Source organism: Streptomyces gottesmaniae, from assembly GCF_031845845.1.
GTDB lineage: Bacteria > Actinomycetota > Actinomycetes > Streptomycetales > Streptomycetaceae > Streptomyces > Streptomyces akebiae.
In genome coordinates this window covers 67,219-89,256 of the sequence record NZ_JAVRFJ010000007.1, presented here as the reverse complement: position 1 = coordinate 89,256, position 22,038 = coordinate 67,219, and the positions used below count along the sequence as shown (strand labels likewise).

Here is a 22,038-nt window from a genome sequence, read left to right as displayed (position 1 = left end):
GACGTGAAGCGCGCCCCTTCCGCATGCTCAGCGTGGGATTCGGCTTGGCGACCGCGAGGCCTTCCGCATGAGGCGTCGCAACTCGGCCTGGACCGCTTGCTTTGTGCGCTCTTTCATGCGCTGCATGGCGTCCTCCAAGTCCCGCCCGGATGTCTCCTGGTCCGGCATGAGGTCGGCGAGGGCCTGGTCCCAGTTGGTGAAGCGGACGGCACGGTCGTCGAGATATGCCGTGGCGGGGAGCTTCCGGTTGGTGACGAGGAGGCGATCTCTGTCGTTCCAGAACTCGCAGGTGGTCTCGCCAGGCGGCTCCCACGTGATGTTGAACTCGCCGCGCTCGAACAGCCAGTCGGCGACCTGCTGGGTGTTCCGGCTGGTGAAGACAAAGACGGCGTCCTGCTCCATGAGTTGGCGCAGGCCGTCGAGGGCGCCGGGCATGGGCTGGTCGTAGATGCTGCCGTCCTGCCAGCCGCGGCGGTAGGAGTGGATCACTCCGTCGAAGTCGACTGCGATGGTCATGAGGGGCGGTTCCTCTGCTCGATGATCTCTGCGGTCTGGGAGATGCGGAGGGCATGCGGGTGGGAGCCCCAGTGGCGACAGCGGATGACCTTGATGTTCGAGAAGCCGCACAGGCGGTACTCGTTGTCGACGAACACCACCTCGGGGTCGTCGGGGGACAGTCCGCTGTCCCGGCACCAGGCCCGGAACTCGTCGTAGTTGATGGCCAGCACGACCAGGATTGTGCGACCCGTCATGACGGGTCCTTCGTGCCGAGGACGGCTTCGCGGAGTTCAACGAGCCGCTCGTCCCACGAGCGCGCGAGGGACGTCCCGAGCCTCGGTGGACCGGCCTTCACCCACCGCTCGTACAGGGCGATGACGCGCTGCACGGCGGCCTCGGAGTCGCGGGTGAGGGCGGCGGTGATGCGGGTGACGGGCAAGATGACGGCCAGCACCGCGTCTGCGACGTGCTGGCCCATGTCCCCGGGGAGGTCCTGGTAGAGGACGCTGCGGACAGCAACGGCGATCTGTTCGCGGAGCCAGGCCGGGGCGGTTGCTGCCTCGACGGCGGCAGCGTGCTCGACGCGCGCGGTCTCGTCCTGCCGGATGGTGTCCATGAACGAGGGCGGGACGACCGGGCCGCAGTGCTGGTCCTCGTCCTCGCCGTACGAGTCGAGGTCCGCGGCGACGGCGGCCGTGAGCTCGTCGAGCCGCCCGGCCTGCCGGATCACGTCCTCCAGGTCGGCGTGGCTGTACGGGTCGTCGTCTTGGATGGCGCCGATGTCGCAGAGGGCGCGGCGGATGCCGTCGAGCTGGTGCTCCTTCGCGCGGCGCGCCTTGTGGGCGAGGCGGTTCCGGCGCCGGCACTGGGCGAGTTCGGTCTCAGACTTGCCGAGCGCCGCGATCGCGGCCTTCAGCTGGTGGCGGAGCTCGGGGTCGTTTGGGACCGAAGCCAAGACGGCGTCGGCGAGGGCGGGCACCCATTCCTGCGTCTCGGGGCGGTCTGCGAGCGAGTACGAGACGTCGTCCATGGCGTAGTTGTCGAATGGAAACTCTCGGATGACGGTGACGATCTGGTCGCGTGCTGGCGACGGAGTGGGCGGGAGGCTGCCGTCGAGGTAGGCCGTGCCGATCGAGGCCTCCAGGCGCTGCACGATCGTCTCCATGGCGGCCTCGGCCGTGCCTCCGTCCAGGATCTGAACGGAGGCGGCAAGGCCGGTGAGCATCCCCGAGCCGAAGGCCATGGCCGTGGTGCCAGCCGTGCCCTCGGTCAGGACCTTGGCCTCTGTGAGCAGGGCCTTGATGTGGGTACGGGCGCGGTCCTCGCCCGCGCTACCGGTCTGGGGCTGGCTCATCGGCGCGCTCCCTGCCGGTCGAGGTCGGTGATGATCGCCTGGCAGACCGCGGCGATCTGTACGACCTCGGCGCGGAACTTCGTCAAGTCGCGCTCGGCGCCGGCCTCGTACGCCTCCTCCAGGAGGATCGTCATCCAGCACCGCTGGGCCGGGTCGTCGTTCGCCGCGCGCAGGCCCTCCGCCAGGCGCTCGAACAGCGCCACGTTGTGGGCGCCGGTGATGATCGGGTGGTGCTGGTCGCCGAACTGCTCCAGCTGGCGCTGCCGTTCGGCGTCCACGGCCTCGGCGAAATCCCTCATGCCGGGTGTGGTGAAGAGGGCGAGGTAGCTCATGTGTCGCTCCGGGGGTGGTTGGTGCGGCGCCGTACGGACCGAAGGAGCCGGGCGGCGAAGGGTGGGGCGCCCTCGTTGTGGTGGCCACAGACGATCGCGGCGACCGTGACGACGAGGACGAAGACCGCGACGACGTGCGTCATGACGGGGCGTCGCCGGGGAGCCGGTAGCCGGCCTTCTGCAGGCTGTGGATGAGGTCGGAGGCGTCGAGGCCGTGGCCGTCGTTGACGTCCACGAACCAGGACTCGACGATCTCCAGCGCGCCCACGAGGCTCGGCCTGTCCGGGGAGTCGACCAGCTCGTTGCGGAGGCGACGCACCTCAGAAATCAGGGCGGGTACGTCGGTGCGGGCGTGGGCGATGAACACGGCGTCCGCACGGACCTGCGCCCAGTCCTCCTCGGCCGTCCACTCCTTATGGGCCGGATCGTTGTCGAGCGGTTCCTCTTCGAATCGGGCGATCTCACGGCGCGCTCGGTAGCCGCAGCCGGTCTCCTCGAGGTCGGCCGCGATGTCCATCATGCTGCCGCTCTCGTAGATGCCCCATGGCCCGGGGGTAGCGGCGTCAGCACGGCTCTCGAGGACCGTGAATCGCTCGTCAGTGAGGGGCGGTTGGTCGATCACTCGGTGCTCCTGGGTGGTGGGTGGGGTGCCGGCCGCCCGTACTTTCAGCGGGCGGCCGGGTGGGGTCAGACGTGCCGGAAGGTGATTTCGGCGAGTGCGGTCCGGGCCTCGGCCACCGTTGTGAGGCCCTCGGCGAGGTCGCCGATCAGTCCGACGGCGTGGTACTCGCCTTCGTCGGTGGCGTCGCTGAGGCGTCCAGCGATCTCGGAGATCAGCTCGAAGACGTCGCTGTCGGAGTCGCCGTCCTCCTCGCCGTCGTCGTCAAGCACGTCGAGAGCGGTCTGGTCAGGGTTGACGGGCGTTGACGGGGCGTCACCGGGCTGACGGAGGGCCTGGTGCTCGTCGCCTTCGTCGTCGCAGATGGCGCTGCCGTCGGTGAGCACAGTCCAGCCGTGGTCTCGGAGGACCTCGTGGGCCTGCTCGACGTTGGCGAAGAGGACCGTGTGCGAGTCGTCCACGTCGAACTGGTACTGGCAGACAGCGCACTTGACGGCCACGACGACCTCGGCGCGGAAGCCAGCGGGCAGAGGGCTCGGCGACGGGCCAGCGAGGGCCGCTCGCAACTCCGTGGCTAGCTCCTCGGCGCGGGCGGTCGCGGCCAGGCTCGTCGCGAGGTCGCGGCGTGCGTCCTCCAGCTCGATGGCGGTCTTGGTGTACAGGCCGATGGCGTGCCGGGCGCGGTCCTCCGGCGTGGGCTCGAACGGCTGCCAGGCGGTGGCGGCGTCGTACACGTCGCGGGCCCAGCGGGCGTCTCCGAGCGCGGTGTGCGCGGCCTCCTCGGTCGGTGGCTCTACGCCGACCGCCCGGGACAGCACGTGCGCGCGCCACGGGAGGGGGCCGGCAGCCTGGGCGCCGATCTTCGCGGCGGCGAGCTGGACGATGTCGTACGGCCGGTAGTGCCACTGGGCGGAGCCGGGGCCGAGGAGCTTGCGAAGGAACCGGTCGTCGAAGCCGGGGTTCGAGCCGACCAGGACGGCGCCGCGCAGGACGTGGACGATGGCGTCGATGGCGCTGGTGCGGCTCAGCGGCATGATCGGGCCGGAGCCGGTGAACGCGGCACCCCACTCGGGGTCGACGAGGTGGCGCTCGCGGAAGCGGCCGATACGCAGGGCCTCGGGGTCGGCGACCGTCCGGTCGATGGCGAACTGCCACACGTACTCGGTGTCGATGGTGTGCGTGCCGTCCTGTCGACGGAGGATGACGGCGACCTCCCAGGCCTCGCCAATCTCGGCGTCGAGGTGGGTGGTCTCGCAGTCCACGAAGGCGATGTTGATCACGAGGGTCTGCTCCTGGTGGTGGAGTGAGATGGTGGGCTCGGCCGCCCCCGGTTCGAGCAGGGGCGGCCTTCGAGCTGGTCAGGAGTCGGCGGCCCAGGAGTCGACAGCGGCCTGCGCCTGCTCGTGCTGCTCCCACAGCCCGGACGTCATGGTCGACACCGCACGGCCGGCGAGGAGGTCCCGGACCGTGGCGACGACCGCGCCTGGGCGCGCCCAGCGAGGCAGCGTCGGCAGGAACTCCGGGTCATGGGCGAGGCTGCCGCTGCTCTTGCGCGGTGCCCACTGCCACTGCTCGGCGGGGTGGTCCCACATCAGGGCGATGCCGTCCTCGTGCGCCTCGGCGGTGTCCCAGTCGAGGTAGGCGTTGAGCATCGTGGTGCAGCCGGCGTCCGGGCCGGTGTCGTAGCGGTCGATCTCGGCGTCGGATGTCCAGTAGTCGTCGGGGCACAGGCCGTTGGCGGCGAGGGCGTTGACGACGGCGGTGATGTATTGGTCGTGAGGGAGAGTGCGGGGCTCAGGCACTGCGCACCGCCGGGACCTCCGTGACGGCCGTCGACGACCCGTCAGCGCCCAGCACATCGAGGGCCAGGAGCCGGACGTGGCTGTGGATCCGCTCGTACTTCTGCTCCGTCCCATGCCCGTCCCACTGCGCCCGGGCGTCGCTCGGCTCGACGGCCGTCACGTGCCGGAAGAGGTCGGCGTCACGAGGCGAGATGTGCCAGGACATCTGCCAGCCGCCGGCCACGAGGTACAGCAGCTGCCAGCCGTCCTCGTCGATGTCCGGGGCGGTAGTGATGACGGTCGTCGACGGGTGCAGCGCGGCGAGCCAGGCGAGCAGCTGCGCCCGCTCCCGGTACGCACCGTCCCGCTCCTTCCCGGCGGTCTGCGCCTCCTGGACCTTCGCGTTGAAGGCCTCGACGGCGGTGTCGCGCTCCTCGGCAAAGGTGTCGGCGTGCCGCTTCCAGCGCGCAGCCTCATCCTTCACCTCGGCCAGGGCCGTCGACAGGATGGTGACCGGGTCGCCGATCGGGGTGGAGTCCCCGTTAGTACCGCGCGCGAGGGGCTGGAACTGGGGGCGAACCGGTTCCGGTTCCTGGTTCCTGCGGAAGAGCTTGAGTGGCATGGACATGCTCCGGTTTGGTGGCCGGGGCGGGTCCCTGCGTGGGGACCCTGTCCGCTGCGGGTTAGTGCGGGGTTTGGGGCAGTTGGTCGAGGGCGTCGCCGATGTCGTGGGCGAGGGCGCGCCACCGGGTGGCGAGGGCTGGGGCGTCGGTCTGCTTGGCGTCTGCGGCGGTGAGGAGGCCTTCGATGATCTCGCCGAGGTCGTCAGAGCCTGTCAGCCGTACAACGATGGCCATCAGAACGGGGGTTCGTTGTTGCTGGGGCCGGTAGCCCAGGGGTCGTCCTGGGGCGGGCCCTGGCGGTATTGCTGCTGGCCCTGGGGCCGCTGCTGGTTCTGCGGGGGCCGCTGCTGGTCTCCGCCGTTCTGCTGGCTCGCGGCGTCCTTCGACACCTTCGCCACGGCGTACGCCAGGTTCGGGGCGATGGAGCGGATGAGGAGTGCCGGCCGCTCGTGCTTCTGGCCGTCCTTCTCCCATGACTCGGTGCGGAGTTCGCCGGTGACGATGACTTCCATGCCCTTGGCGAGTGTCTCGGCGACGTTCTCGGCGAGGCGCTCCCAAGCGGTACCGCGGATGTAGAAGACGTCACCGTCCTCCCACACGTTCGTCTGCTTGTTCAGCCGACGGGAGTTGAAGGCGAGCGGTACCGATGCGACCGCCTTCTGGGACTGGGTGAAGCGGAGCTCGGGGTCGGCGGTCAGTCGGCCGACGCCGGTCAGGTTGGGCAGCAAGATCAGATCTCCTTCGGGAGTTCGGGCTGGATGGGGATGGCGGTCTGGTCGGGGTGGACGCCGGGCGTCGTGACGGCTGTGACGGTTGTCGTCACGCGGCGCTGACGGGGTGTCGACTTCGGGATCAGACCGAGCTTCTGGCCGCAGATCAGGCCGTAGCCGCGGTCCCGGGACTCCTTCGTGCGGAGTCGACGGGGGCAGTAGCGGCACTTCATTGGCGTCTCTTTCGACGATGCTCGGCGAGGCTGGTCACGCCCACGGGGAGCGCGAGCTGCTCGGCGCGGTTGGGGCAGGTGGCGACGTGGGGCATGTGGAGTCGCTCCCAGCCGTTGATGGGGAGCTCGGTGGTGGGGCGGCGGGAGCGCCAGGTGCCGACGCCGTCGCAGCGGACGGCGGTGTTGCCGGCGGAGTCGGGGTCGGGGTCGACTGCGAGGCGCTTTCCGGCCTCGGTGATGGTCCAGAGGATGGGGCGGCGGCAGTCGTGGCATGTGGCGAGTCGCTTCATGGCGTGGGGGTTGGGGTGTGGGCCGCGGTGATGCGGGCCTGGTGGAGGTCGGGGGTGAGGGTGCAGGGGTGGCCGGGGGTGGCCTGGCAGATGGACTCAGGGCATCGGGTTGACATGACCCTGATCCAGTCGATTTGCCGGGCTTCGTGGACGTCCTTGCGTCGGTCCTGCGTGCTGCGCTGGTTCGTGCACAGGGCGCCGACCTGGGCTCGGCACCAGGTGCATTGCACGGCCATCGCGGCGAACCGGTACGGGCGGCGAGGGCGAGCGACGGTCGTCATGACGCCTCGGCCTCCTGCTCCTGGCCCTCGTCGCGGGCGAGGCTGAGTGCGGCGGCTGAGGCAGCCTTGATGCGGGACTCGGTGGCGTCGAGGTCGGCCAGGGCGAGGCCGGCGGCCGCGCGCTGGGTGTCCTCCAGTCGGATGGGGTGGACGTCGCGGCGTCGGCGGCCGCCGGTCGTGCAGCTGTTGCCGGGGGCGGCTCCGCAGCGGCGGCAGGGGCGGCCGCGGGGGTCCTGGGAAGCGTCCCGGTCGGCGGGCATCTTGCCGATGGCGGCGCGGACCGCGGCTGCACGACCCTCGTACGGGCCGTGATCATCGCCTGGAGGCAGCGCGAGGCGATCACCGACCCCCAGGGACATCCCGATGCTCCTGGGGCCTGTGAGGCCGTCTGCGGCGGCTCGGATGAGGGCGCGGACGGATGCGGCGGACTCGGCGCCGGTTTCGGTGGGGTCTCCGTTGTAGACCACGTTGGCCAGCTCGATGCGCTCGGCGCGACGCTCGCGGATCTCGGTGACGATCTCGGCCGGGGAGACGAACGGCTTGCGGCGGGCGACAGCGATGACGGCGGCGCGGGCCTCGTCGACGGCGTACGGGGCGAGGATCTCACCCCAGACGTCGGGGGTGTACTCGCCGAACTTCTGGGCCGGGCAGGCAGCGGCGACGTACTCGGCGATCTGAACAGCTTCTTCTTCGGTCACTGGGGCTGTCCTTCCTGGCGTGCTGCAGCGCGGGCGGCGGCGCGGGCGCGGGCGCGGTCGAAGACGGATTCACCGGCGGGCTGCTGGCCTGGCGCGGTACCGGCCGGGCCGGTGGTGTTCATGACCTCGTGGACGACGCTCGCGAGGGTGGCCGGGTGGAGGCCCTTCTGCATCCAGCGGGCGATGCCGCGGCGGATCCAGTCCGGGTGGATGCGGTCCTCATCGAGGAGGACGCGGATCTCCTTGGAGAGCTGGCCGATGACGCGCGACGGGGGCCGCTCGGAGCAGCGGTCCAGCCACTCGCCGACGATCGTCTGCGCGGTGACGGGGGTCTCGGCTTCCTCGGCCTCAGCGTCGTCGACCGGCTCGCCCTCGATGACCTCGTCTGGTGTGCCGTCTTGAGGATCAGTCGAAGACGGGGGGTCCCCCACAGAGTGAGGTCCTGTAGAGAGAGGAGAGAGAGTAGGTGTCCGGGATTCCCGGACACTGACGTCCGGGATTTCCGGACACTGAGACTCGTCAGTGTCCGGGTTTTCCGGACACTGGGGTTCAGCGTCAGTGTCCGGAGATTCCGGAGACTGATCCGGTTCAGTGTCCGGGTTTTCCAGACCCTTAAGTTGGGGTCGAGGGTCCGGTGTTTCCGGACTCTGAGGGCCGTCAGTGTCCGGTGAATCCGGACCCTGGGGATCAGGGTCAGCGTCTGGAATCACCGGACACTGAAGGGGGAGGATCCGGTACTTCGCCGTCCCGTTCTTCTGGCCGGCCGTGACCTTCTCCAGGACGCCCTTCTTCACGAGGGCCTTGAGCACTTCGTAGATCTGCGGGCGGGACACCTGCGCACGGCGGAGGATCTTCTCGGACTCGACGCTGGACCAGGTGATCCGCGTGGTGTCCCGGGCATCGTCCGCCAGCACCGAGAGCGCGAGCTTCTCGCGGTGCGTCAGCGTCGTCGGTGCGTAGTCGAGCACCTCGACGTACAGGCGGCTGCCCACGTACTGATCTCCGTTCTGGGGTTGTGCTGGTGGTGGCTGGTGGCCCGGCGGCCGGTCTCATCCGCCGGGCCACCAGCGCTCATCGGGAGGCAGGGACCTTGGTAGAGCCGGTGCGCCGGTACTCCCTGTTGGCGAGTGAGTTCGCGTCCCGGCAGGCCTGGTCGATCGGCTCGCGCTTGCGGCGGTGCCTCTCGTACGCGGACTTCGTGCCGCACGGCGCCAGCGGGCGGCCCGCTCCTGGAGGCTTCGGCTTGGGCTTGCCTGCCTGCTTCGCAGCACTGGCTACGGCGGAGTGCTTCGCGCGCTGCGCGCCCGTGAGCCCGGCCACGATCCCGAAGCGCAAGGTGTCTGCCGTCAGCGATTCACGAGCGAGGATCGCCTCCAGGCACTCCTCGCGGACCGGGCAGACCTCCATGCAGATCTTCTTGGCCTTGGTCCAGGTGGCCTTGGAGAACCACATGTTCGGGTCCTGGTTGCGGCACACGGCCCTCAGCTCCCACTCCCTCGATGTCTCCGTCACGGCCACTCCTTCGGGGTGTGCTTCGGGGCGTCGGGCCAGATCTCCTGGCACCGGCTGAGGTCCGGCGAGGGTGCGCCGGGCTGGGTCTCGCGGCGGGCGGCGGCGATGGCCGTACGCAGCCGCTCCAGGCCCTCCGCGTACGACGGGCGTCCGGGCGGCCCGTGCACCCCGGGCCCCCTGCGGGGGCTGCGGAGCGTCGCGGCGTACGAGGTCAGGGCGATGAGCCAGAGGACAGACAGGCCGATGGCGACGGCGTTGACGGGCGTCATGCCGCCACCTCCGGAGCCCCGACGTAGGTCCCGTGTTCGCGGTAGTACTTGTGGGCCACAGCCTTCGCTGCACGGCACGGTTCGCAGGGCTTTTCCTTGTGGCGGTAGTGCCGGTGGTATCCGGCCTTCGTGCCGCACTTCGCCGGCTGGCGCGACCGCCGGGGAGCCTGCGCTGCCTCGGCCTTGCCTCCCGGGAACCAGGCCAGCATCGTTGACCCGCTCACCCCGAGCCGCTCACAGATGACGGAGTACGTCAGCCCGTGCGCGAACCCCACGGTGGCGGCGTAGAAGGCCTCGTCGGCGCTGAGCGTCCACTCCCCGCGGAGGCCGTTGAGCGCGCGCTCGACGGCGATCAGGTCGAGGCAGGCCAGCCCGTCGGGGGTGGCCATCCACACCGTGGGGGCGCCCATGGGGACGTGGATCCAGTCCCGTTGCCGACCCACCGGCACGCCCAGGTAGATGGGGAGGGCGACGTGCCGCATACGCTCGGGGAGCCTCATTCGCTCACCGCCGTCACGTCGCGCACCCACGCCAGCGCGGTGTCGTCGAGCTGCTCGCGCGCCCGGGTCACCGCCACGTAGGCGAGGCGGGCCTCCTCGCGGGGCAGGATGACCAGACCGGTCGCCTGGTCGGGCTTCGGCGCCCGGAAGTCCGCGTGGATGCGGACGGCCGGCCACTCACGGCCCTTCGACCGGTGCGCGGTGGAGACGACCAGCTCGGCCTGCTGCTCCGAGCACAGCCCGTCCGCAGCCGCGGCGATCCTGGTCGGCCCGTGCTCATCGATGAGCTTCACCAGGACCTCCAGCGAGCCGTCTTCCTCGGCGGCGTACTGGCGGACGTCGTCCCATGAGGCGAAGCCGCAGAGTTCGGGGTGGTCGGTCGGTTGGCCGCCCTGGAGGGCCTCGGCGGCCCAGGCGAGGCGCTTGATGTCGCCGCCCCCGCCGACCAGCGCGACCTTCCGGCCGATTGCGAGGCCCTCCATGACGATGCCCATGGCGCCCGCGTTGGTGCGGCAGAGGATCGCGTCGGGGGCGTCGAGCTGGCCGACGGCGGACTCGGCGGCCTCCCAGCCGGTGAGGCGGAGAGGGGCGTCGATCAGGCGGAGCCAGATGTTGGCGCGGGCGGCGATCGCCGGGCCGAACCTGAACGACTGGCTCAAGGTCAGCTCAGGGCAGCCGAGTTCGCGGACGAACTTCTCCAACGCGTCGTTAGCACCGCGCCAGCTGTAGATCTGCTGGGCCGAGTCGCCGACCGCGATGCGCTGCGCGTGCTCCTGGTTGAGCAAGACGGCGGAGAGCACGTCGTTGGTGTCCTGCGCCTCGTCGAGCAGAACCACGTCCGTCGGGATGCTCGGCTTCGTCAGCGCCCACATCTTCAGGTAGTGGTCGTGGGAGAGGTTGAGGACGCTGTCGTCCTGCTTCAGGTCCTCCCACGCTGCCCGGGCGACCGGCAGGACCAGCTTCTCCAGTTCGGCGCGGGCCTGCCGCTTCGTCAGGCCGTCGTAGCGCTGGATGTGCTTGGCCGCGATCTCCGCATCAGCGCTGTGGCAGTAGCGCTCGACGGTGTCCAACGCCATCCGCATGATGACCTTGCTGGTCATGGCCTTCGGGTGGCCGAGATCTGTGGGGATCGTCGGGGTCGCACCGATGATCCCGAGGATCGAGCGGACGTCCAGAGCCTGCGCGGCCTGGTGGGCAGTCTGGCGAGGCCGCTGGAGACGGCGGCCATACCGCGGGTCGAAGGCGAGGCCGTGGCCGGTCTTGCAGAGGACCGTGCCGGGGAAACTGCGGCGGGCGTCGGCGGCGATTGCCGAGTTGTAGGCGACGTACGTCATCCGGCGCCGAGGGTCTGACCGGGCGATCATTTTGAGCGTCGAGGACTTTCCGCAGCCCGCGCCGGCCTGGAGGACGAGGTCCAGCCCGTCGCCGTACGCGTCGATCGCGTCGGTCTGTTCTGGGGTGGGGTTCACCACTGGGGTGCACCTCCTCTCTGGAAGGTGCGGGCCCGCCCCGCATGGGGTCGGGGCGGGCCCGCGGTCAGTGGTGAATCAGGCGGACTGAGCGGCGCCGACGTACAGGGCGTCGCCCGCCTCCCGGATGGCGTGGTCCTCCAGGCCTTGGACCATCGCGGCGAACTCGTCGGCCGGGTTCTCGCGGTCGCCCCACTGCGTGAGCGTGTCGAGGAGGGTCTGCGCCTCGCCCTTGGTCAGTTCGTTCGCGGAGGAGAGCGGGCGGCCGACGATCAACGAGGTGGACCGGAGACGCTGCTCGCGCAGGTCCTTGTGGCCGAGGCCGACCTTGGTGAAGCAGGCGTGCATCATCCGCATCTGCGGGGCCGTAACGGGCTCGTAGCCCTGGCCCTGCTCGGCGTCCGACGGAGCGGCGGCCGGGGTGCCCGCGCTCTGCCCGGCGGGCGGCGCTGACGGGGCCGACGGGGCGTTCGTGACGGGCTTGACGGCCTGCCCGTACTCCCGAATCAGGTCGCCGAGCTTCCCGGGCTCGCCCGTCTTCGGGTGCAGGAGGTCGGCTCCGAGGAGGTTCCGACTCTGCGCCTGGCCGTGGATCTCCAGCGCTCGGTCATACGTCAGCCCCTCGCGGACCAGTTCGTCCACGATGGCCTGGACCGGGTCGACGCCCTGGCCGAGCTGCTCCAGGATCGCCTCGGCGAAGTCGGGGCCGGGGTGGTGGACGCACGCGTCTTCCAGCGCGGTGTACCGGGTCTTAGTCACGGTGCCGGTGCCCGCAACCATGTCGATCACGACGTCGACTTCGTACTCGGCGCCCTCACGCTGGACGGTCTTGACCCCCAGCTTCTTGACCTTGCCGCCGGTCAGCTCGTAGTCGTTCTTCGTCCGCATCGTCACGATGACGTGGCCGGGGAAGCCGAGCAGGGCGTCCAGCATGTCCTGCTCCAGCTTGTTGACCGGGTCCCAGGCGGAGAACTTCCCACCGCTGATCTTCCTGCCCTCTTCCTCAACGCGGGCGAGGAGGCCGCCCTTGCCCGCCCAGAAGTGGCTCCAGGAGTCGACGATGAGGACGGCGAGCCGGGCCTGCTCGGCGGCCTTCACCGCGGCGATGAGGTTCTCGGGCGAGCAGAACGCCATCGGCAGGTGGGCGAACTCGTGGGCCTCGATGTCCGGGCGGCCGGGGACGGGGGCGTACTTGAGGGCGGAGCCGCGCTCGGTGTCGACGACTCCGATGGCGCCGCCGGCCGCGAGGCCCTCGGCCATACGAAGGGCGGTCTTGGTCTTGCCGGATCCGCCGGGGCCCTGGAGGGCAATACGGGCCTTGGCGGTCTCGCGGGTAGCGGGGGCGAAGGTGAAGGTCGTCATGACGTGCTCCGGTTGCGCTGGTGCGGCGGGGAGAGAAGGAGAGAGGAGGCGGCGAACTCGCGGAGGCGGTTCACGGTGGCCATCGCGGCGCCGTACTTCCTCCGCTTCCGCCGGAACTCGCCGTCGGTGTCGGTGTCGGTGCGCCGGTACTTGCCGTCGAGGTCCTTCTCCAGGGCGTCCGCCAGCTCCTGGCCGGCCTCCCTGCGAAGGTCGGCCAGGAGGGCGGCGGCCTCGTCGGGCCGCAGAGCGCGACCGCTGGTCAGGGCCTGGAAGCCGGTGGTGTACGCGCTCACTCGTCACCGTCCGGGTCGTACGCGGATTCGACGGTCATCGCTGCCACGGAGTAGCCAGTCGCGCGCTCCATGTCCCCGGCGACCAAGTCACCGCCGCCGTCCGCGTCGTCGATCCAGGCGAGCGAGACGCCTGGGAAACGGCTGCGGGCGTGGGCGGTGCAGTGCGCCCGAGCGGCGCGGGGTGTGGCGTACAGACCGAGGCGCATGGAATCGCACCTAGCCCGGTACACCGCGACTGTCGGGTGGAGAGCGGGCCAAGTCGGTGCCTTCGCGATCTCGCGTGCCCGCTCCAACAGGGCTTCGGCGTGCTCGGGCGTGAGTTCGGCCGCCTCGGTGAGCGCGGCGATGGCATCGTCGCGTGCGGCATCAGCACGGTCCTTCTGGCTGACGTACGACCAGAAGTTCGTCTCAGACGCCCTTTCGGAGGCGGTCAGCAGGCGTTCCAGCTCGGCCACTCGGGAGCGCTGCCAGCGGCGGCCGCGCTTGGCCGACTCCAGAGCTACCCGGAGCCGCTCGTACGCCAACTCCTCCTGCGCCAGGTCTACACGTAGGCGCTCAGCGTCGGCGGCCGTCTCCGGCGACTGGAGCAGCTGCGCCGACTCCAGAGCTTCAGCGGCAAGCGTCGCCAGGTCGTAGGCCGGGGCGTTCAGCCACGCAGCCTCGACAGTCTTCTTCGCCAGCATGGCGAGGCGCGAGATCTTCATCGGTCACCGCCGATCGCGCGGCGTCCACCGCGCAGGCCGGTCTGCCCGATGTTCGCCGTACGCCCCGCCGCCCGGCCATCCTGGAAGCCAGAGCCCTGGTACGTCGTGCGACGGGCCTTGAGCTTCCCGAACTCCGCCAGCACCCGCTGCTCGACGATGGCCTTGCGGTCAGCCAGCACCAGCTCGGTGCTCCGTCCCGTCGAGGACACAGCTTCCGGGCTGCTGGCCTCGGCGACGGCGCGGGCCTCGGCCGCCTTGATACGGCGGACCACTTCGTGACGGAACCCGAGAATCCACGACCGACGGTAGGCCCTGGCGTTCTCGCCCCAAGGCACGCTGACGTGGGCGAGCTGCTGGGTCATCTGGAGGAGCAGGGAGGTGTAGAGCAGCTCGGCGCGCTCCAGGTCCGACTGGAAGCCAAACATGTGCACCCGGTGCAGGGAGCCCCAGTCCCGGAGTACTGCCTGGCCCCGGAGCGCCTCCACGATTCCGGCGACGAGACTCTGCTTCTCCCGTGCCCACGGGTTGTCCATGGTGACGATCCGGTCAGCGGGAACGTCGGGCTCGGCGTTCGCGTCGGCGAGCATGGCCCGCTCGATGCCGTACTTCGCCATCAGCTCGCTGGCCTTCGCCGTGAACGCCTCAGCTTCGGCAGGCGTGGAGGCCGGGTCCTCGGCCTTGGCCAGCAGGGCGCGCACCCGCGCCAACAGGGAGTCATTGGGCTGCGTCATGCGGTCTCACCGCCCTTGGCGGCGATGGGCGTCACGGGCGTCCTGACGGACAGCAACGGGCCGACCTGCGCGACGATGTTCGCGAGCGAGCAGCGCTCCGGGCGCCCGTCGGCCGACATCAGAGGCATGCCGTCTTCCGTCTGCTGTCCCTGGAAGTACCAGACGTCCCCGTTGCTGTCCCTCTGCGGCAGCGCCAGGTCGTACACGACCCCGTCGACGAGGAACGGACGCTTCGCCGCCTGCGCGGCCCGAGCCCGAACCTGCGGAACGTCGTACGCCACCACCGACACCCGCACCCCATCGCGGTAACCGTCACCACCGACCGCGTGCGGCATCGGCCGCTCCGCGTCGTGCGTGATCCCGAAGTACCGGCGCCACTCCGACCACTGCGCCTGGCCCGTGATCTGCAACGCGACCAGGACCCGGTCGCCGTCCGTGCGGATGCTCTGGAAGGCCGGGTGCTGACCGGCGTGCTGCTGGATGGCAGCCGCGACCAGCCGCGCCCGCTCGCGGGACTGGTCCCATGCGACGGCCTGCTGCTCCAGGTCCGTCAGCTCCCGCTCCGGGTGTGGCTGGGCCTGCGGGTCCTGGGACCATCCGCCGGCGGCCGTGCGGTGCAGCACGGTGCCGTACGAGCGCTCCGGGTCGACCAGGAGACGGGCCTCGTTCAGGGCCTGGGCGATGGCGGCCGCCGGGTCGTTGGCTGCGGAGGCCAGCGCCGCGCGGATGACGCGGACGGCGTGGGGGAAGTTCTTGTTCATGCCGCCATCCCCTTGGGGGCACGCAGCTCGGCGCGCATCTCCTCCATCGCGCGGAACGTCATCGACTTCACGGCGCCGACGGTGATCTTCAGCTTGGCCGCCGTCTCCGGGCCCGACAGGCCGTGGAGGTAGCGCAGCTCGACGCACCGGCGCTGACTCGGGTTGAGCACGGACATTGCCCGCCGCACGGTGTCGGCGGCCTCGACGACCTCCAGCTCCCGCATGGCGTCGGTCTCCGCGCTGCGGTCCTGCTCGACGGCCTCGAAGAACTCGTCGGTCGGCCGCTCGTACCTCGTCCGCGCCGACTTCAGGTGGTCGAAGTACAGGTTGCGGGCGATCGTCACCAGCCAGGCCTGGATGTTCGAACCCTGGAACTGGAAGGCGCTGATCCGGCGGAGCGCCCGGACGAAGACTTCCTGGGTCAGGTCCTCCGCGAGCTGGCGGTTCCGGACCCGGACGTAGAAGTAGCGGTACACAACCTGCTGGTTGTCGTTGTACAGGGTGGCGAATGCCGTCCGGTCACCGACGCGGGCCCGCTCGATGAGAGTGCGCTCACCTCCCGGCGAGGTGATCTTGGCGTTAGCCTGTGTGTTCACGGTCCGTTCTCCTTTGACGTAGGGGCTGGCGGGTTGTGGTTGGGGGCCGTTCCGGAATGCCGTCCGGGGCGGCCCTTCTTGTGTCAGGCGGCGGTGCGCTGCCTGCGCATGGCGTCGAGGACGGCGTGCGGGTCGAAGCGCCGGCTACGGCCGACGTAGATCAGCCCGGGCCAGAGCTCGCCCCGCTCCGCCGCGTCCTGGATCTGCTTGTCGATCCACGACGGCGACTTCCGCAGGAACTCCGCGAGCGATCGCTGGTCCATGAGCTGCGCGGGCAGGGGCTTCCGACCGTCACCAGTCCACGATTTACGCGTGGATGTGGATTCTCCGAGCGTGAAAACGACGGGCTCGAAGAGGGTCGTGACCTCCCGGCCGAGCGCCGCCGCGACGAGCTCTGCTGCTCGGTCGCTGCATTCCTCGCGCGCCGTCTTGCCGCTGCCGACGATGAAGCCGACCAGGGACTTCGAGAGCCCCTTCTGATCGGGGTCGATCTCTCGGGTCTTGGCGGCGAGGCGCGGAATGTCCAGCCCGGCCGCCGTCATGGCGGCCCGCAGCGGGGCACCTTTGTCCAGTCGTCGCATGGTGATCCTCTGGCCTTGTGGCCTGGATAGGGGTCGCGCAGGCCGCTTTGACCTGCTGCATCCACAGTCTGCATGTGGATGTGGATTCAGTCAAGGGGGGCGCACAGGGTTGTGTAAAAGGTGCACAAGGGTCGAGAGGGGTTACGTAGATGCGCCGCACCCGTCAAATACAGGTCATCAATCCACGTTCTACTTGCGTATGTAGATTTATTGCCCGATCCTCTTGCCTGTGACCACCGCCCCGAGCCACTCCGGCGAGCCCGACCGCCCCGCCGATGACTCCACCCCCAAGGGTGAGGACCTGGCGGCCCTACTCCTGCGTCTGTTGCCAGAGACCCAGCACACGCAGAAGGAACTTGCTACAGCAACAGGCATCAAGTACACGCGCCTCAACCAGTGGCTCACAGGGAAGCGCGGCACCACCCGCGTGGAAACTGACGAGCTGCACCGCATTGCCGACGCCCTCGCCCAGTGGGGAGCGGACGTCACCCGAAAGCAGATCTTCGAAGCCTCAGGCCGGCCCGTGCCCGGGCGGGCGAGCGAGGAGCGAGAGGCGCGACTGCTGAAGATCTACAGGGCGCTGCCCGACGCCCAGCAGCGAGACGTCGTGAAGTATGCCGAGGCCATGGCTGCGGTCACTCGCGTCTCGTAGCAGTCACTAAGGGTTGCCTTAGAAAGGGGTAAATTCACGCGACTGGGGCGGCAGAAATCATTCCGCCTCGAATATGACAACAACCTCCCCATCATCAATACACACAGGTACGATCAGTCACCCGCTGTCCTCCCGGAGCGGATCGTTCCATGCCGTCTGCGCATACCTGGGGGGATACCTGTGTGCATCCGCATCACCGTGGTCGACGATCTCGCAAAGATCGCCATCTGGGACCCGGACGAGGTCAGCATCCTCGTAGACAGGGGCACCCACCCCCACAACCTGATCAGAGAACTGCACGCGATCCTGACGGTCGACCTCGGCGCACCCGACATCCCCAGCGCCGGCCTCACCTGTTTCTGCGGCGACCCGCTTCAGCTCCCCGTCGAGCTTGCCCCGGTCCCCGCCATATCCGGCGCACCCACTCTCTGATCAGGAGCACACCCCGATGGTGCGCAAGAAGGCCCTCGCCAGGGTCACCAACAACCCACGCCCCAACCCGTCCATGCGCTGCGGCTGCCCGACCTGCCTGAAGCGGTACCCCGGCGACCGGCCGCCAGCCGACGAGCACATTGGATCGTGGGAGGCCCGCTACACCGATCCTTCCGGCAAGGACCGCAGCAAGACGAAGCCGACGTACGACGAGGCGGTGGCGTTCCTCGAAGAGACGCGCACCGAGATGAGGAAGCGGACCTGGATCGACCCGGCCCGCGGTGAGATCACCCTCGCCTCCTGGTGGACGCTGTGGTGGCCGACCCAGACGAAGGGCGAGCTCCGCATCGAGCACTGGACCCAGTCACAGCTGCGCGACGAGGGGATGTGGCGCAATCACGTCGCTCCGACCCTCGGAAGCTACAGGTTGTATGAGCTGGCGTGGCTGGAGATTCAGACCTGGGTCAACGACCTGCACGACGAGAACGGCGGCCCGCTCGCCGCCAGCTCGGTCACCAAGTGCTTCCAGGTGCTCGACAAGATGCTGACTGCCGCCAAGCTGGACCGGCGCATCCCGTTCAACCCGGCCGAGGGCGTCCGCCTGCCGACGGTGAAGAAGAAGCACCCGGAGGACCGGCGGCCGCCGACGTACGCGCAGCTGTGGCTGATCCGGCAGAAGCTGCCGGAGTACTTCCACGCGCTGCTGATCGTCGCCCAGGAGACCGGGATGCGCTTCCAGGAACTGGCCGGCCTCCGCTGGCACTGCGTCGACTTCGAGGGCCGGCGGATCCACATCCGCGAGGTCCTGGTGGAGCCGCGGGGGAAGATCAAGCGGAAGGCGTACCCCAAGAGCGACGCGGGCCTGCGGTCCGTGCCGCTCACCGGGCTTGCCGCCCGAGTGCTGCGGGAACTGTGGGCGGAAGAGCCGGGCGCGAGCCGTACTGTGTCCGAACCAGCGGACGGACTGCGGACGGAAGAGCTCGTGTTCCACGGGCGGAACAAGGTCCGCCGGGGTAGCAAGGTGAACGGCAGTGAGGGGGAGCCGTACCGGGCACCGCTGAGGCGTTCTGCCTTCCGTCGGGTGTGGACCGCCGCCATCACGGCAGCCGGGGTCGTCCGGAAGACCGTTCGCACGGTCACGGTGCAGGAGCGCGATGAGACGACCGGCCGGATCCAAGCGGTGAAGCAAGGCCGGACGGATTGGTGGCCGGACTTCCACGACGTCCGTGGCGCCTATGCCTCCAAGCTCCACGCCCTTGGTGTTCCCGAGGTCGTCACGCAGGAGATCCTCGGCCACGAGCGTGCGGGTGAGGTGACGTGGATCTACACGCACGCGGCTGCGGACTATGCGGGCCAGGTTCTGGCGGCGCTGGAAGATGGGAAGCCGGGCGTCCCGACGGGGAAGCTGCGGCGTCGATTCCAGGTGGTGACAGCGGCGTGAGCTACCCCAGGACTACCCCGGACCTACCCCGGGAGAGGACCACTTTCCACAGGGGCGGGGTGGATATCCACAGGGTAGATGGGTGTAGATGGGTGATCCCGACGCAGATCAACTGACCTGCGGAGATTATCTAGTTAGGCCTGAATCCTGATAAGGATGAGGCCACAGGTTCAAATCCTGTTAGCCCCACCAGACGGAAGACCCCCAACCGATCTCGGTTGGGGGTCTTTGCTGTCGTCGGGTGACATGGGGCGGGCCTTCCGGACTTCGACTCCGGAGGGCCGGACATCCTCTGTACTGGCCCTCCGACCAGGGGTCGGAGCAGACTACTTACTCCTCACACCGGCTGCCCCGGCACGTCCTGTGGACTGTGCTCGAAGGCCCGCCACTCACGGAAAAGACCCTCAGCCGCCTCCGGCTGAGGGTCTTCGTCGTTCACGGTCTTCTACGGGCGTCGTACGCAAGATCGCCGCTGGGTCGGTGACTTCTGCCGGGGATCAGAGTTGGAGAGGTGCGCCTGGAGGCTCGGCCCGCGGGAGAGGCGCCTCAGGGGCGGCGGCCTGGCCCGTGACGTTCGTGGCGGTGTCCGTGGCCGTGTCCAGGGCCGTGCGGTGGCGGCAGGACGGAGAGGAGCCGTGGGCCTCGGCGCGGATGCGCTGTTTCATCGTGGGGGGCAGGGCGCGGTCGTGGGGCCGGGCCGGGAGGGCCATCACCGGGGTCGTCGCGGGGGCCGCGCAGTTGCGGGTGGTCTCGGTCTGTGGCACCGCGGCCGAGGCCGTGGTCGTGACGAGTCCGAGCGCCGTGCACAGCGCGAGGAAGGCGGTGACGATGGCGGTCCACAGTTTCATGACCTTGTTCTGGGCCATGGCCCCTCACTTTCGGGTTGGGCGATTTGCGTACTTTCCTCATGATGTGTATGTGGGCTCCGAAATCATGGACCGACGTCCGTGGCGCGGCGTTCTTCGGATGAACACCACTCGGATGGGCGCAAGGAGGCCTGAGGAGTTGCAGGAAGCCCCGGCCCATGGGATCCGCCGGGGTGTGCGAAATGTGATGGACCTGTGTGATGAGCCTGCGATCGGAACAGTGGCGTCCGGTTCTACTACGGCCTTCCCTGGGGGAGTTGGGGGGGCCGACGCAGGTCACCGATCGGTATCGGTCGGTGTGTATAGTCGGGCGCCAGAGGTCCCCTACGTCAAGGAAAGACGAGGTCGCGCGGTGAAGAAGCTTCTCCTGGTCGCACTGGCCGCCATCGGCGGGCTCCTCGTGTACCGCCAGATCCAGGCGGATCGCGCCGAGCAGGATCTGTGGACGGAGGCGACTGACTCCGTGCCCACGGGTTCGTGAACGTCGACACCAGTCTCAGAGCAGACCCCGGCCGCCCTGGCGGTCGGGGTTTTGTGTTGTTTGGGGGTGTCTCTCCTTCTTCCGGACCATCTGCGGACATTCTGCGAACATTCCTGCCCGCTCGGATTCGCTTTGGTGAACGATGTGCTTGCAGTAGCAAGGCGTCGGTCCGGGTAGAGGCCGTTTTCAGCCGCTCCTCCCCAGGAACGCGGGCATCAGCGCACACGGCCCGGCAGGATGGGCGCGTTCGGGGCAGCGACCACTGGTGAGGCCTCGGAGTCACGGTCTACGACGAGGGGTGGCGCTTGATGGTGCGGCGCACGGTCTGGTGGCGGGCTACGGCGGCCGCGGGAGCGGCTCTGTGCGTGACGACGGCGCAGACCGGTTTCTCCGTGGCGGCCGACGCGCCCACGCCATACTCCTACGCCGAGGAGGCGCCGACGGTCGAGGGCGCCGCGAGCAGCACGGGAGCTGTGCGGCTCGCGGCCGGCAAGACCTATCGGAGTTCCATCGGACCGGGCGGAAAGTTGTACTACCGCCTAGATCTCGGCGCCGCCGCCAACGCGTACGTCTCGGCCACGGCCGTACCGGAGGCGGGCTCGGCGGTCGGCTCCGCGGACGGGGTCAGGGTGTCTCTGCAGGACGCCGACGCACACCGCTGCTCCTACGAGACCGCCCGCTTCGGACCGACCCGCAGCGGGCACCCCGTCACCGCCTGGGCCTCGCGGGAGGTCGGCAGCGACGAGTACATGTGCCAGGGGGCCGGTGTGTACTACGTCGTCGTGGAACGCGTCGGCTCGGCCACCGGAACCGGAACCGGTCCGGGAACGAGCACGGGCTCGGTTTCCGGCTCGGCGACGGGTTCCCCTCCGAAGGGCGCGTCGGAGAAGTGGGGGCTGGAGCTCGGCTTCGTCTCGGAGCCCGCTGTGACGAAGGGCGGCTCGACGAGCGCCCCCCAGAGCTGGAACTCCGCCTCGCCCGAAGCCGTGTCCGGTGACCCCGAGCCCCGTCGTGGCGGCAGCGGCTTTGCCACGGCGAGCCCCGTGACGCAGGGCGTCTGGCAGGACGAGGTCGGCATCAGAGCCGGGGAGACGCTCTTCTACAAGGTGCCCGTCGGCTGGGGGCAGCAGCTCCACGCCACCGCGGAGCTGGGCAGCACGACCGAGGGCGACGGCTATGTGGGGAACGCGTTCGTCATGTCGCTCTACAACCCCGTACGCGGCTTGGTGGACGACAGGACAGCCAACTACGGGGGCGAGCAACGTTCCGTCGGGCTGGAGCCGCTCCCGCCCGTCGCGTACGAGAACCGTTTCTCCCTCGACGGCGAGGTGGGCGGTATGCGGTTCGCGGGCTGGTACTACCTGGCACTGCACCTCGGAACGTCGGTCGCCGAACGCTTCGGAGACGGGCCGGTGGGGCTGACGCTGCGGGTGCGGCTGGAGGGCGAGGCCGGGGCCGGGCCGGGCTATCTGGGGGGCACGGAGCCGCGTGGGGTCTTCGAGGTCACCGAGGGGGACCGGGAGGCCGCCGAGGACGGCGCCACGGGGGACACGCTGGAGGGGGGCGCGGAGGGCGGCGGTGACGAAGGGGCCGCGGGGAGTTCCGGCGAGGGGGAGGACTCCGGGAACTCTCTGGGCAACGGGGACCAGCGCCTGGCCATGACCGTCGTCGCCGCGGGCGGCATCGGCACGGGGAGCCTGCTGGTTCTCGGGCTCCTGGTGTGGGCACTCGTGGCCCGCAGACGGGCGTCGATCGCCACCGAGTCCGAACGACCGAGGGCGGGCACGGCTGCGCGGGGGCGGCACGGGGCGTCCCGAGGGTGGTAGAGCGGGCGGCGTGCCGCGGCCGGGGCTGGCTGAGGCTGGCTGAGGCGGGCGATGTCCGTGGTCGGTGGGGGCGGCGGGCCTGGTGGGATCGGCGGGCCTGGGAACGGTAGGAACGGTGGCTGGGGCCTCAGGGTCGACAGGTG

At 69.6% G+C, this 22,038-nt stretch carries 33 protein-coding genes; 5 read left to right on the top strand and 28 right to left on the bottom strand.

Features of this window, described 5'->3' with window-relative positions; genetic code table 11:
* Window positions 1-27: 27 nt before the first annotated feature.
* The 27 genes from RM704_RS10475 to RM704_RS10350 all read right to left on the bottom strand — a co-directional run bounded on the left by RM704_RS10475 (window position 28) and on the right by RM704_RS10350 (window position 16,197).
* Window positions 28-516 carry an HAD family hydrolase gene (locus RM704_RS10475; RefSeq protein WP_033530611.1) on the bottom strand — a complete coding sequence of 163 codons (489 nt, stop codon included), beginning with the start codon at window positions 514-516 and terminating at the stop codon, window positions 28-30.
* Window positions 513-752: a hypothetical protein gene (locus RM704_RS10470; RefSeq protein ID WP_033530610.1), complete on the bottom strand. Its 240-nt coding sequence runs from the start codon at window positions 750-752 to the stop codon at window positions 513-515. Before RM704_RS10470 ends, RM704_RS10475 begins: the two co-directional genes overlap by 4 nt.
* Window positions 749-1,852, bottom strand: a complete 1,104-nt coding sequence (locus RM704_RS10465; protein WP_033530609.1) for a hypothetical protein — start codon at window positions 1,850-1,852, stop codon at window positions 749-751. The genes RM704_RS10470 and RM704_RS10465 overlap by 4 nt, the downstream gene beginning before the upstream one ends.
* Window positions 1,849-2,184, bottom strand: a complete 336-nt coding sequence (locus RM704_RS10460; RefSeq protein ID WP_052146364.1) for a hypothetical protein — start codon at window positions 2,182-2,184, stop codon at window positions 1,849-1,851. The genes RM704_RS10465 and RM704_RS10460 overlap by 4 nt, the downstream gene beginning before the upstream one ends.
* Window positions 2,181-2,327: a hypothetical protein gene (locus tag RM704_RS10455; RefSeq protein ID WP_157856777.1), complete on the bottom strand. Its 147-nt coding sequence runs from the start codon at window positions 2,325-2,327 to the stop codon at window positions 2,181-2,183. Before RM704_RS10455 ends, RM704_RS10460 begins: the two co-directional genes overlap by 4 nt.
* Window positions 2,324-2,806 carry a hypothetical protein gene (locus RM704_RS10450; RefSeq protein ID WP_033530608.1) on the bottom strand — a complete coding sequence of 161 codons (483 nt, stop codon included), beginning with the start codon at window positions 2,804-2,806 and terminating at the stop codon, window positions 2,324-2,326. The genes RM704_RS10455 and RM704_RS10450 overlap by 4 nt, the downstream gene beginning before the upstream one ends.
* 65 nt (window positions 2,807-2,871) lie before the next feature.
* Window positions 2,872-4,083 (bottom strand): 3'-5' exonuclease family protein, encoded by a 1,212-nt coding sequence (locus RM704_RS10445; RefSeq protein WP_033530607.1) that lies wholly within the window; start codon window positions 4,081-4,083, stop codon window positions 2,872-2,874.
* Window positions 4,084-4,161: 78 nt separating this feature from the next.
* Window positions 4,162-4,605, bottom strand: a complete 444-nt coding sequence (locus RM704_RS10440) for a hypothetical protein (protein WP_033530606.1) — start codon at window positions 4,603-4,605, stop codon at window positions 4,162-4,164.
* Window positions 4,598-5,212: a WDGH domain-containing protein gene (locus RM704_RS10435; protein ID WP_157856776.1), complete on the bottom strand. Its 615-nt coding sequence runs from the start codon at window positions 5,210-5,212 to the stop codon at window positions 4,598-4,600. Before RM704_RS10435 ends, RM704_RS10440 begins: the two co-directional genes overlap by 8 nt.
* A gap of 55 nt (window positions 5,213-5,267) precedes the next feature.
* A complete protein-coding gene (locus tag RM704_RS10430) occupies window positions 5,268-5,441 on the bottom strand; it encodes a hypothetical protein (protein ID WP_192829794.1) in 174 nt (57 codons plus the stop codon).
* Complete coding sequence (ssb, locus tag RM704_RS10425; RefSeq protein WP_052146362.1) at window positions 5,441-5,935, bottom strand: single-stranded DNA-binding protein; 495 nt, start codon at window positions 5,933-5,935, stop codon at window positions 5,441-5,443. The genes RM704_RS10430 and ssb overlap by 1 nt, the downstream gene beginning before the upstream one ends.
* A gap of 2 nt (window positions 5,936-5,937) precedes the next feature.
* Window positions 5,938-6,150 carry a DUF6011 domain-containing protein gene (locus tag RM704_RS10420; RefSeq protein ID WP_052146361.1) on the bottom strand — a complete coding sequence of 71 codons (213 nt, stop codon included), beginning with the start codon at window positions 6,148-6,150 and terminating at the stop codon, window positions 5,938-5,940.
* Window positions 6,147-6,440 carry a hypothetical protein gene (locus RM704_RS10415; protein WP_033530605.1) on the bottom strand — a complete coding sequence of 98 codons (294 nt, stop codon included), beginning with the start codon at window positions 6,438-6,440 and terminating at the stop codon, window positions 6,147-6,149. Before RM704_RS10415 ends, RM704_RS10420 begins: the two co-directional genes overlap by 4 nt.
* Window positions 6,437-6,721, bottom strand: a complete 285-nt coding sequence (locus tag RM704_RS45540; RefSeq protein ID WP_033530604.1) for a zinc finger domain-containing protein — start codon at window positions 6,719-6,721, stop codon at window positions 6,437-6,439. The genes RM704_RS10415 and RM704_RS45540 overlap by 4 nt, the downstream gene beginning before the upstream one ends.
* Window positions 6,718-7,419 (bottom strand): zinc finger domain-containing protein, encoded by a 702-nt coding sequence (locus RM704_RS10410; RefSeq protein ID WP_033530603.1) that lies wholly within the window; start codon window positions 7,417-7,419, stop codon window positions 6,718-6,720. Before RM704_RS10410 ends, RM704_RS45540 begins: the two co-directional genes overlap by 4 nt.
* A complete protein-coding gene (locus RM704_RS10405; RefSeq protein WP_157856775.1) occupies window positions 7,416-8,411 on the bottom strand; it encodes a hypothetical protein in 996 nt (331 codons plus the stop codon). Before RM704_RS10405 ends, RM704_RS10410 begins: the two co-directional genes overlap by 4 nt.
* Window positions 8,412-8,490: 79 nt before the next feature.
* Window positions 8,491-8,931 carry a WhiB family transcriptional regulator gene (locus RM704_RS10400; protein ID WP_033530601.1) on the bottom strand — a complete coding sequence of 147 codons (441 nt, stop codon included), beginning with the start codon at window positions 8,929-8,931 and terminating at the stop codon, window positions 8,491-8,493.
* Complete coding sequence (locus tag RM704_RS10395; protein WP_033530600.1) at window positions 8,928-9,200, bottom strand: hypothetical protein; 273 nt, start codon at window positions 9,198-9,200, stop codon at window positions 8,928-8,930. Before RM704_RS10395 ends, RM704_RS10400 begins: the two co-directional genes overlap by 4 nt.
* On the bottom strand, window positions 9,197-9,700 hold the full coding sequence (locus RM704_RS10390) for a hypothetical protein (protein ID WP_157856774.1): 504 nt from the start codon (window positions 9,698-9,700) through the stop codon (window positions 9,197-9,199). The genes RM704_RS10395 and RM704_RS10390 overlap by 4 nt, the downstream gene beginning before the upstream one ends.
* The gene (locus RM704_RS10385) at window positions 9,697-11,169 is read right to left on the bottom strand and encodes a UvrD-helicase domain-containing protein (RefSeq protein ID WP_033530816.1); all 1,473 of its coding nucleotides are present in this window, start codon (window positions 11,167-11,169) and stop codon (window positions 9,697-9,699) included. The genes RM704_RS10390 and RM704_RS10385 overlap by 4 nt, the downstream gene beginning before the upstream one ends.
* A 78-nt stretch (window positions 11,170-11,247) precedes the next feature.
* The gene (locus RM704_RS10380; RefSeq protein WP_052146359.1) at window positions 11,248-12,531 is read right to left on the bottom strand and encodes an ATP-binding protein; all 1,284 of its coding nucleotides are present in this window, start codon (window positions 12,529-12,531) and stop codon (window positions 11,248-11,250) included.
* Entirely contained in the window at window positions 12,528-12,824 is a 297-nt protein-coding gene (locus RM704_RS10375) for a hypothetical protein (RefSeq protein WP_033530598.1), read from the bottom strand. Before RM704_RS10375 ends, RM704_RS10380 begins: the two co-directional genes overlap by 4 nt.
* The gene (locus RM704_RS10370; RefSeq protein ID WP_052146358.1) at window positions 12,821-13,528 is read right to left on the bottom strand and encodes a hypothetical protein; all 708 of its coding nucleotides are present in this window, start codon (window positions 13,526-13,528) and stop codon (window positions 12,821-12,823) included. The genes RM704_RS10375 and RM704_RS10370 overlap by 4 nt, the downstream gene beginning before the upstream one ends.
* Window positions 13,525-14,259 carry a DUF2786 domain-containing protein gene (locus RM704_RS10365; RefSeq protein WP_033530597.1) on the bottom strand — a complete coding sequence of 245 codons (735 nt, stop codon included), beginning with the start codon at window positions 14,257-14,259 and terminating at the stop codon, window positions 13,525-13,527. The genes RM704_RS10370 and RM704_RS10365 overlap by 4 nt, the downstream gene beginning before the upstream one ends.
* Window positions 14,256-15,020: a BN159_2729 family protein gene (locus RM704_RS10360; protein WP_052146357.1), complete on the bottom strand. Its 765-nt coding sequence runs from the start codon at window positions 15,018-15,020 to the stop codon at window positions 14,256-14,258. Before RM704_RS10360 ends, RM704_RS10365 begins: the two co-directional genes overlap by 4 nt.
* A complete protein-coding gene (locus RM704_RS10355) occupies window positions 15,017-15,616 on the bottom strand; it encodes an RNA polymerase sigma factor (RefSeq protein WP_052146356.1) in 600 nt (199 codons plus the stop codon). Before RM704_RS10355 ends, RM704_RS10360 begins: the two co-directional genes overlap by 4 nt.
* Before the next feature lie 83 nt (window positions 15,617-15,699).
* Complete coding sequence (locus RM704_RS10350) at window positions 15,700-16,197, bottom strand: hypothetical protein (RefSeq protein ID WP_052146355.1); 498 nt, start codon at window positions 16,195-16,197, stop codon at window positions 15,700-15,702.
* Between the two features lie 229 nt (window positions 16,198-16,426).
* On the opposite strand from RM704_RS10350, the gene RM704_RS10345 reads away from it, so the two are divergent.
* The 3 genes from RM704_RS10345 to RM704_RS10335 all read left to right on the top strand — a co-directional run bounded on the left by RM704_RS10345 (window position 16,427) and on the right by RM704_RS10335 (window position 18,722).
* Entirely contained in the window at window positions 16,427-16,849 is a 423-nt protein-coding gene (locus RM704_RS10345; protein ID WP_033530596.1) for a helix-turn-helix domain-containing protein, read from the top strand.
* Between the two features lie 180 nt (window positions 16,850-17,029).
* The gene (locus tag RM704_RS10340) at window positions 17,030-17,281 is read left to right on the top strand and encodes a hypothetical protein (protein WP_033530595.1); all 252 of its coding nucleotides are present in this window, start codon (window positions 17,030-17,032) and stop codon (window positions 17,279-17,281) included.
* 16 nt (window positions 17,282-17,297) lie between these two features.
* Window positions 17,298-18,722 carry a tyrosine-type recombinase/integrase gene (locus RM704_RS10335; protein WP_033530594.1) on the top strand — a complete coding sequence of 475 codons (1,425 nt, stop codon included), beginning with the start codon at window positions 17,298-17,300 and terminating at the stop codon, window positions 18,720-18,722.
* A gap of 497 nt (window positions 18,723-19,219) precedes the next feature.
* Here RM704_RS10335 and RM704_RS10330 read toward each other — a convergent pair whose 3' ends face one another.
* Window positions 19,220-19,588, bottom strand: a complete 369-nt coding sequence (locus RM704_RS10330) for a DUF6344 domain-containing protein (protein ID WP_033530593.1) — start codon at window positions 19,586-19,588, stop codon at window positions 19,220-19,222.
* Window positions 19,589-19,940: 352 nt separating this feature from the next.
* On the opposite strand from RM704_RS10330, the gene RM704_RS10325 reads away from it, so the two are divergent.
* Both RM704_RS10325 and RM704_RS10320 read left to right on the top strand, forming a co-directional pair.
* Window positions 19,941-20,069 (top strand): DLW-39 family protein, encoded by a 129-nt coding sequence (locus RM704_RS10325; RefSeq protein WP_003999697.1) that lies wholly within the window; start codon window positions 19,941-19,943, stop codon window positions 20,067-20,069.
* 365 nt (window positions 20,070-20,434) lie between these two features.
* Window positions 20,435-21,895, top strand: coding sequence for a hypothetical protein (locus RM704_RS10320; RefSeq protein ID WP_311590491.1), 1,461 nt, complete (start codon window positions 20,435-20,437; stop codon window positions 21,893-21,895).
* Window positions 21,896-22,038: the final 143 nt, after the last annotated feature.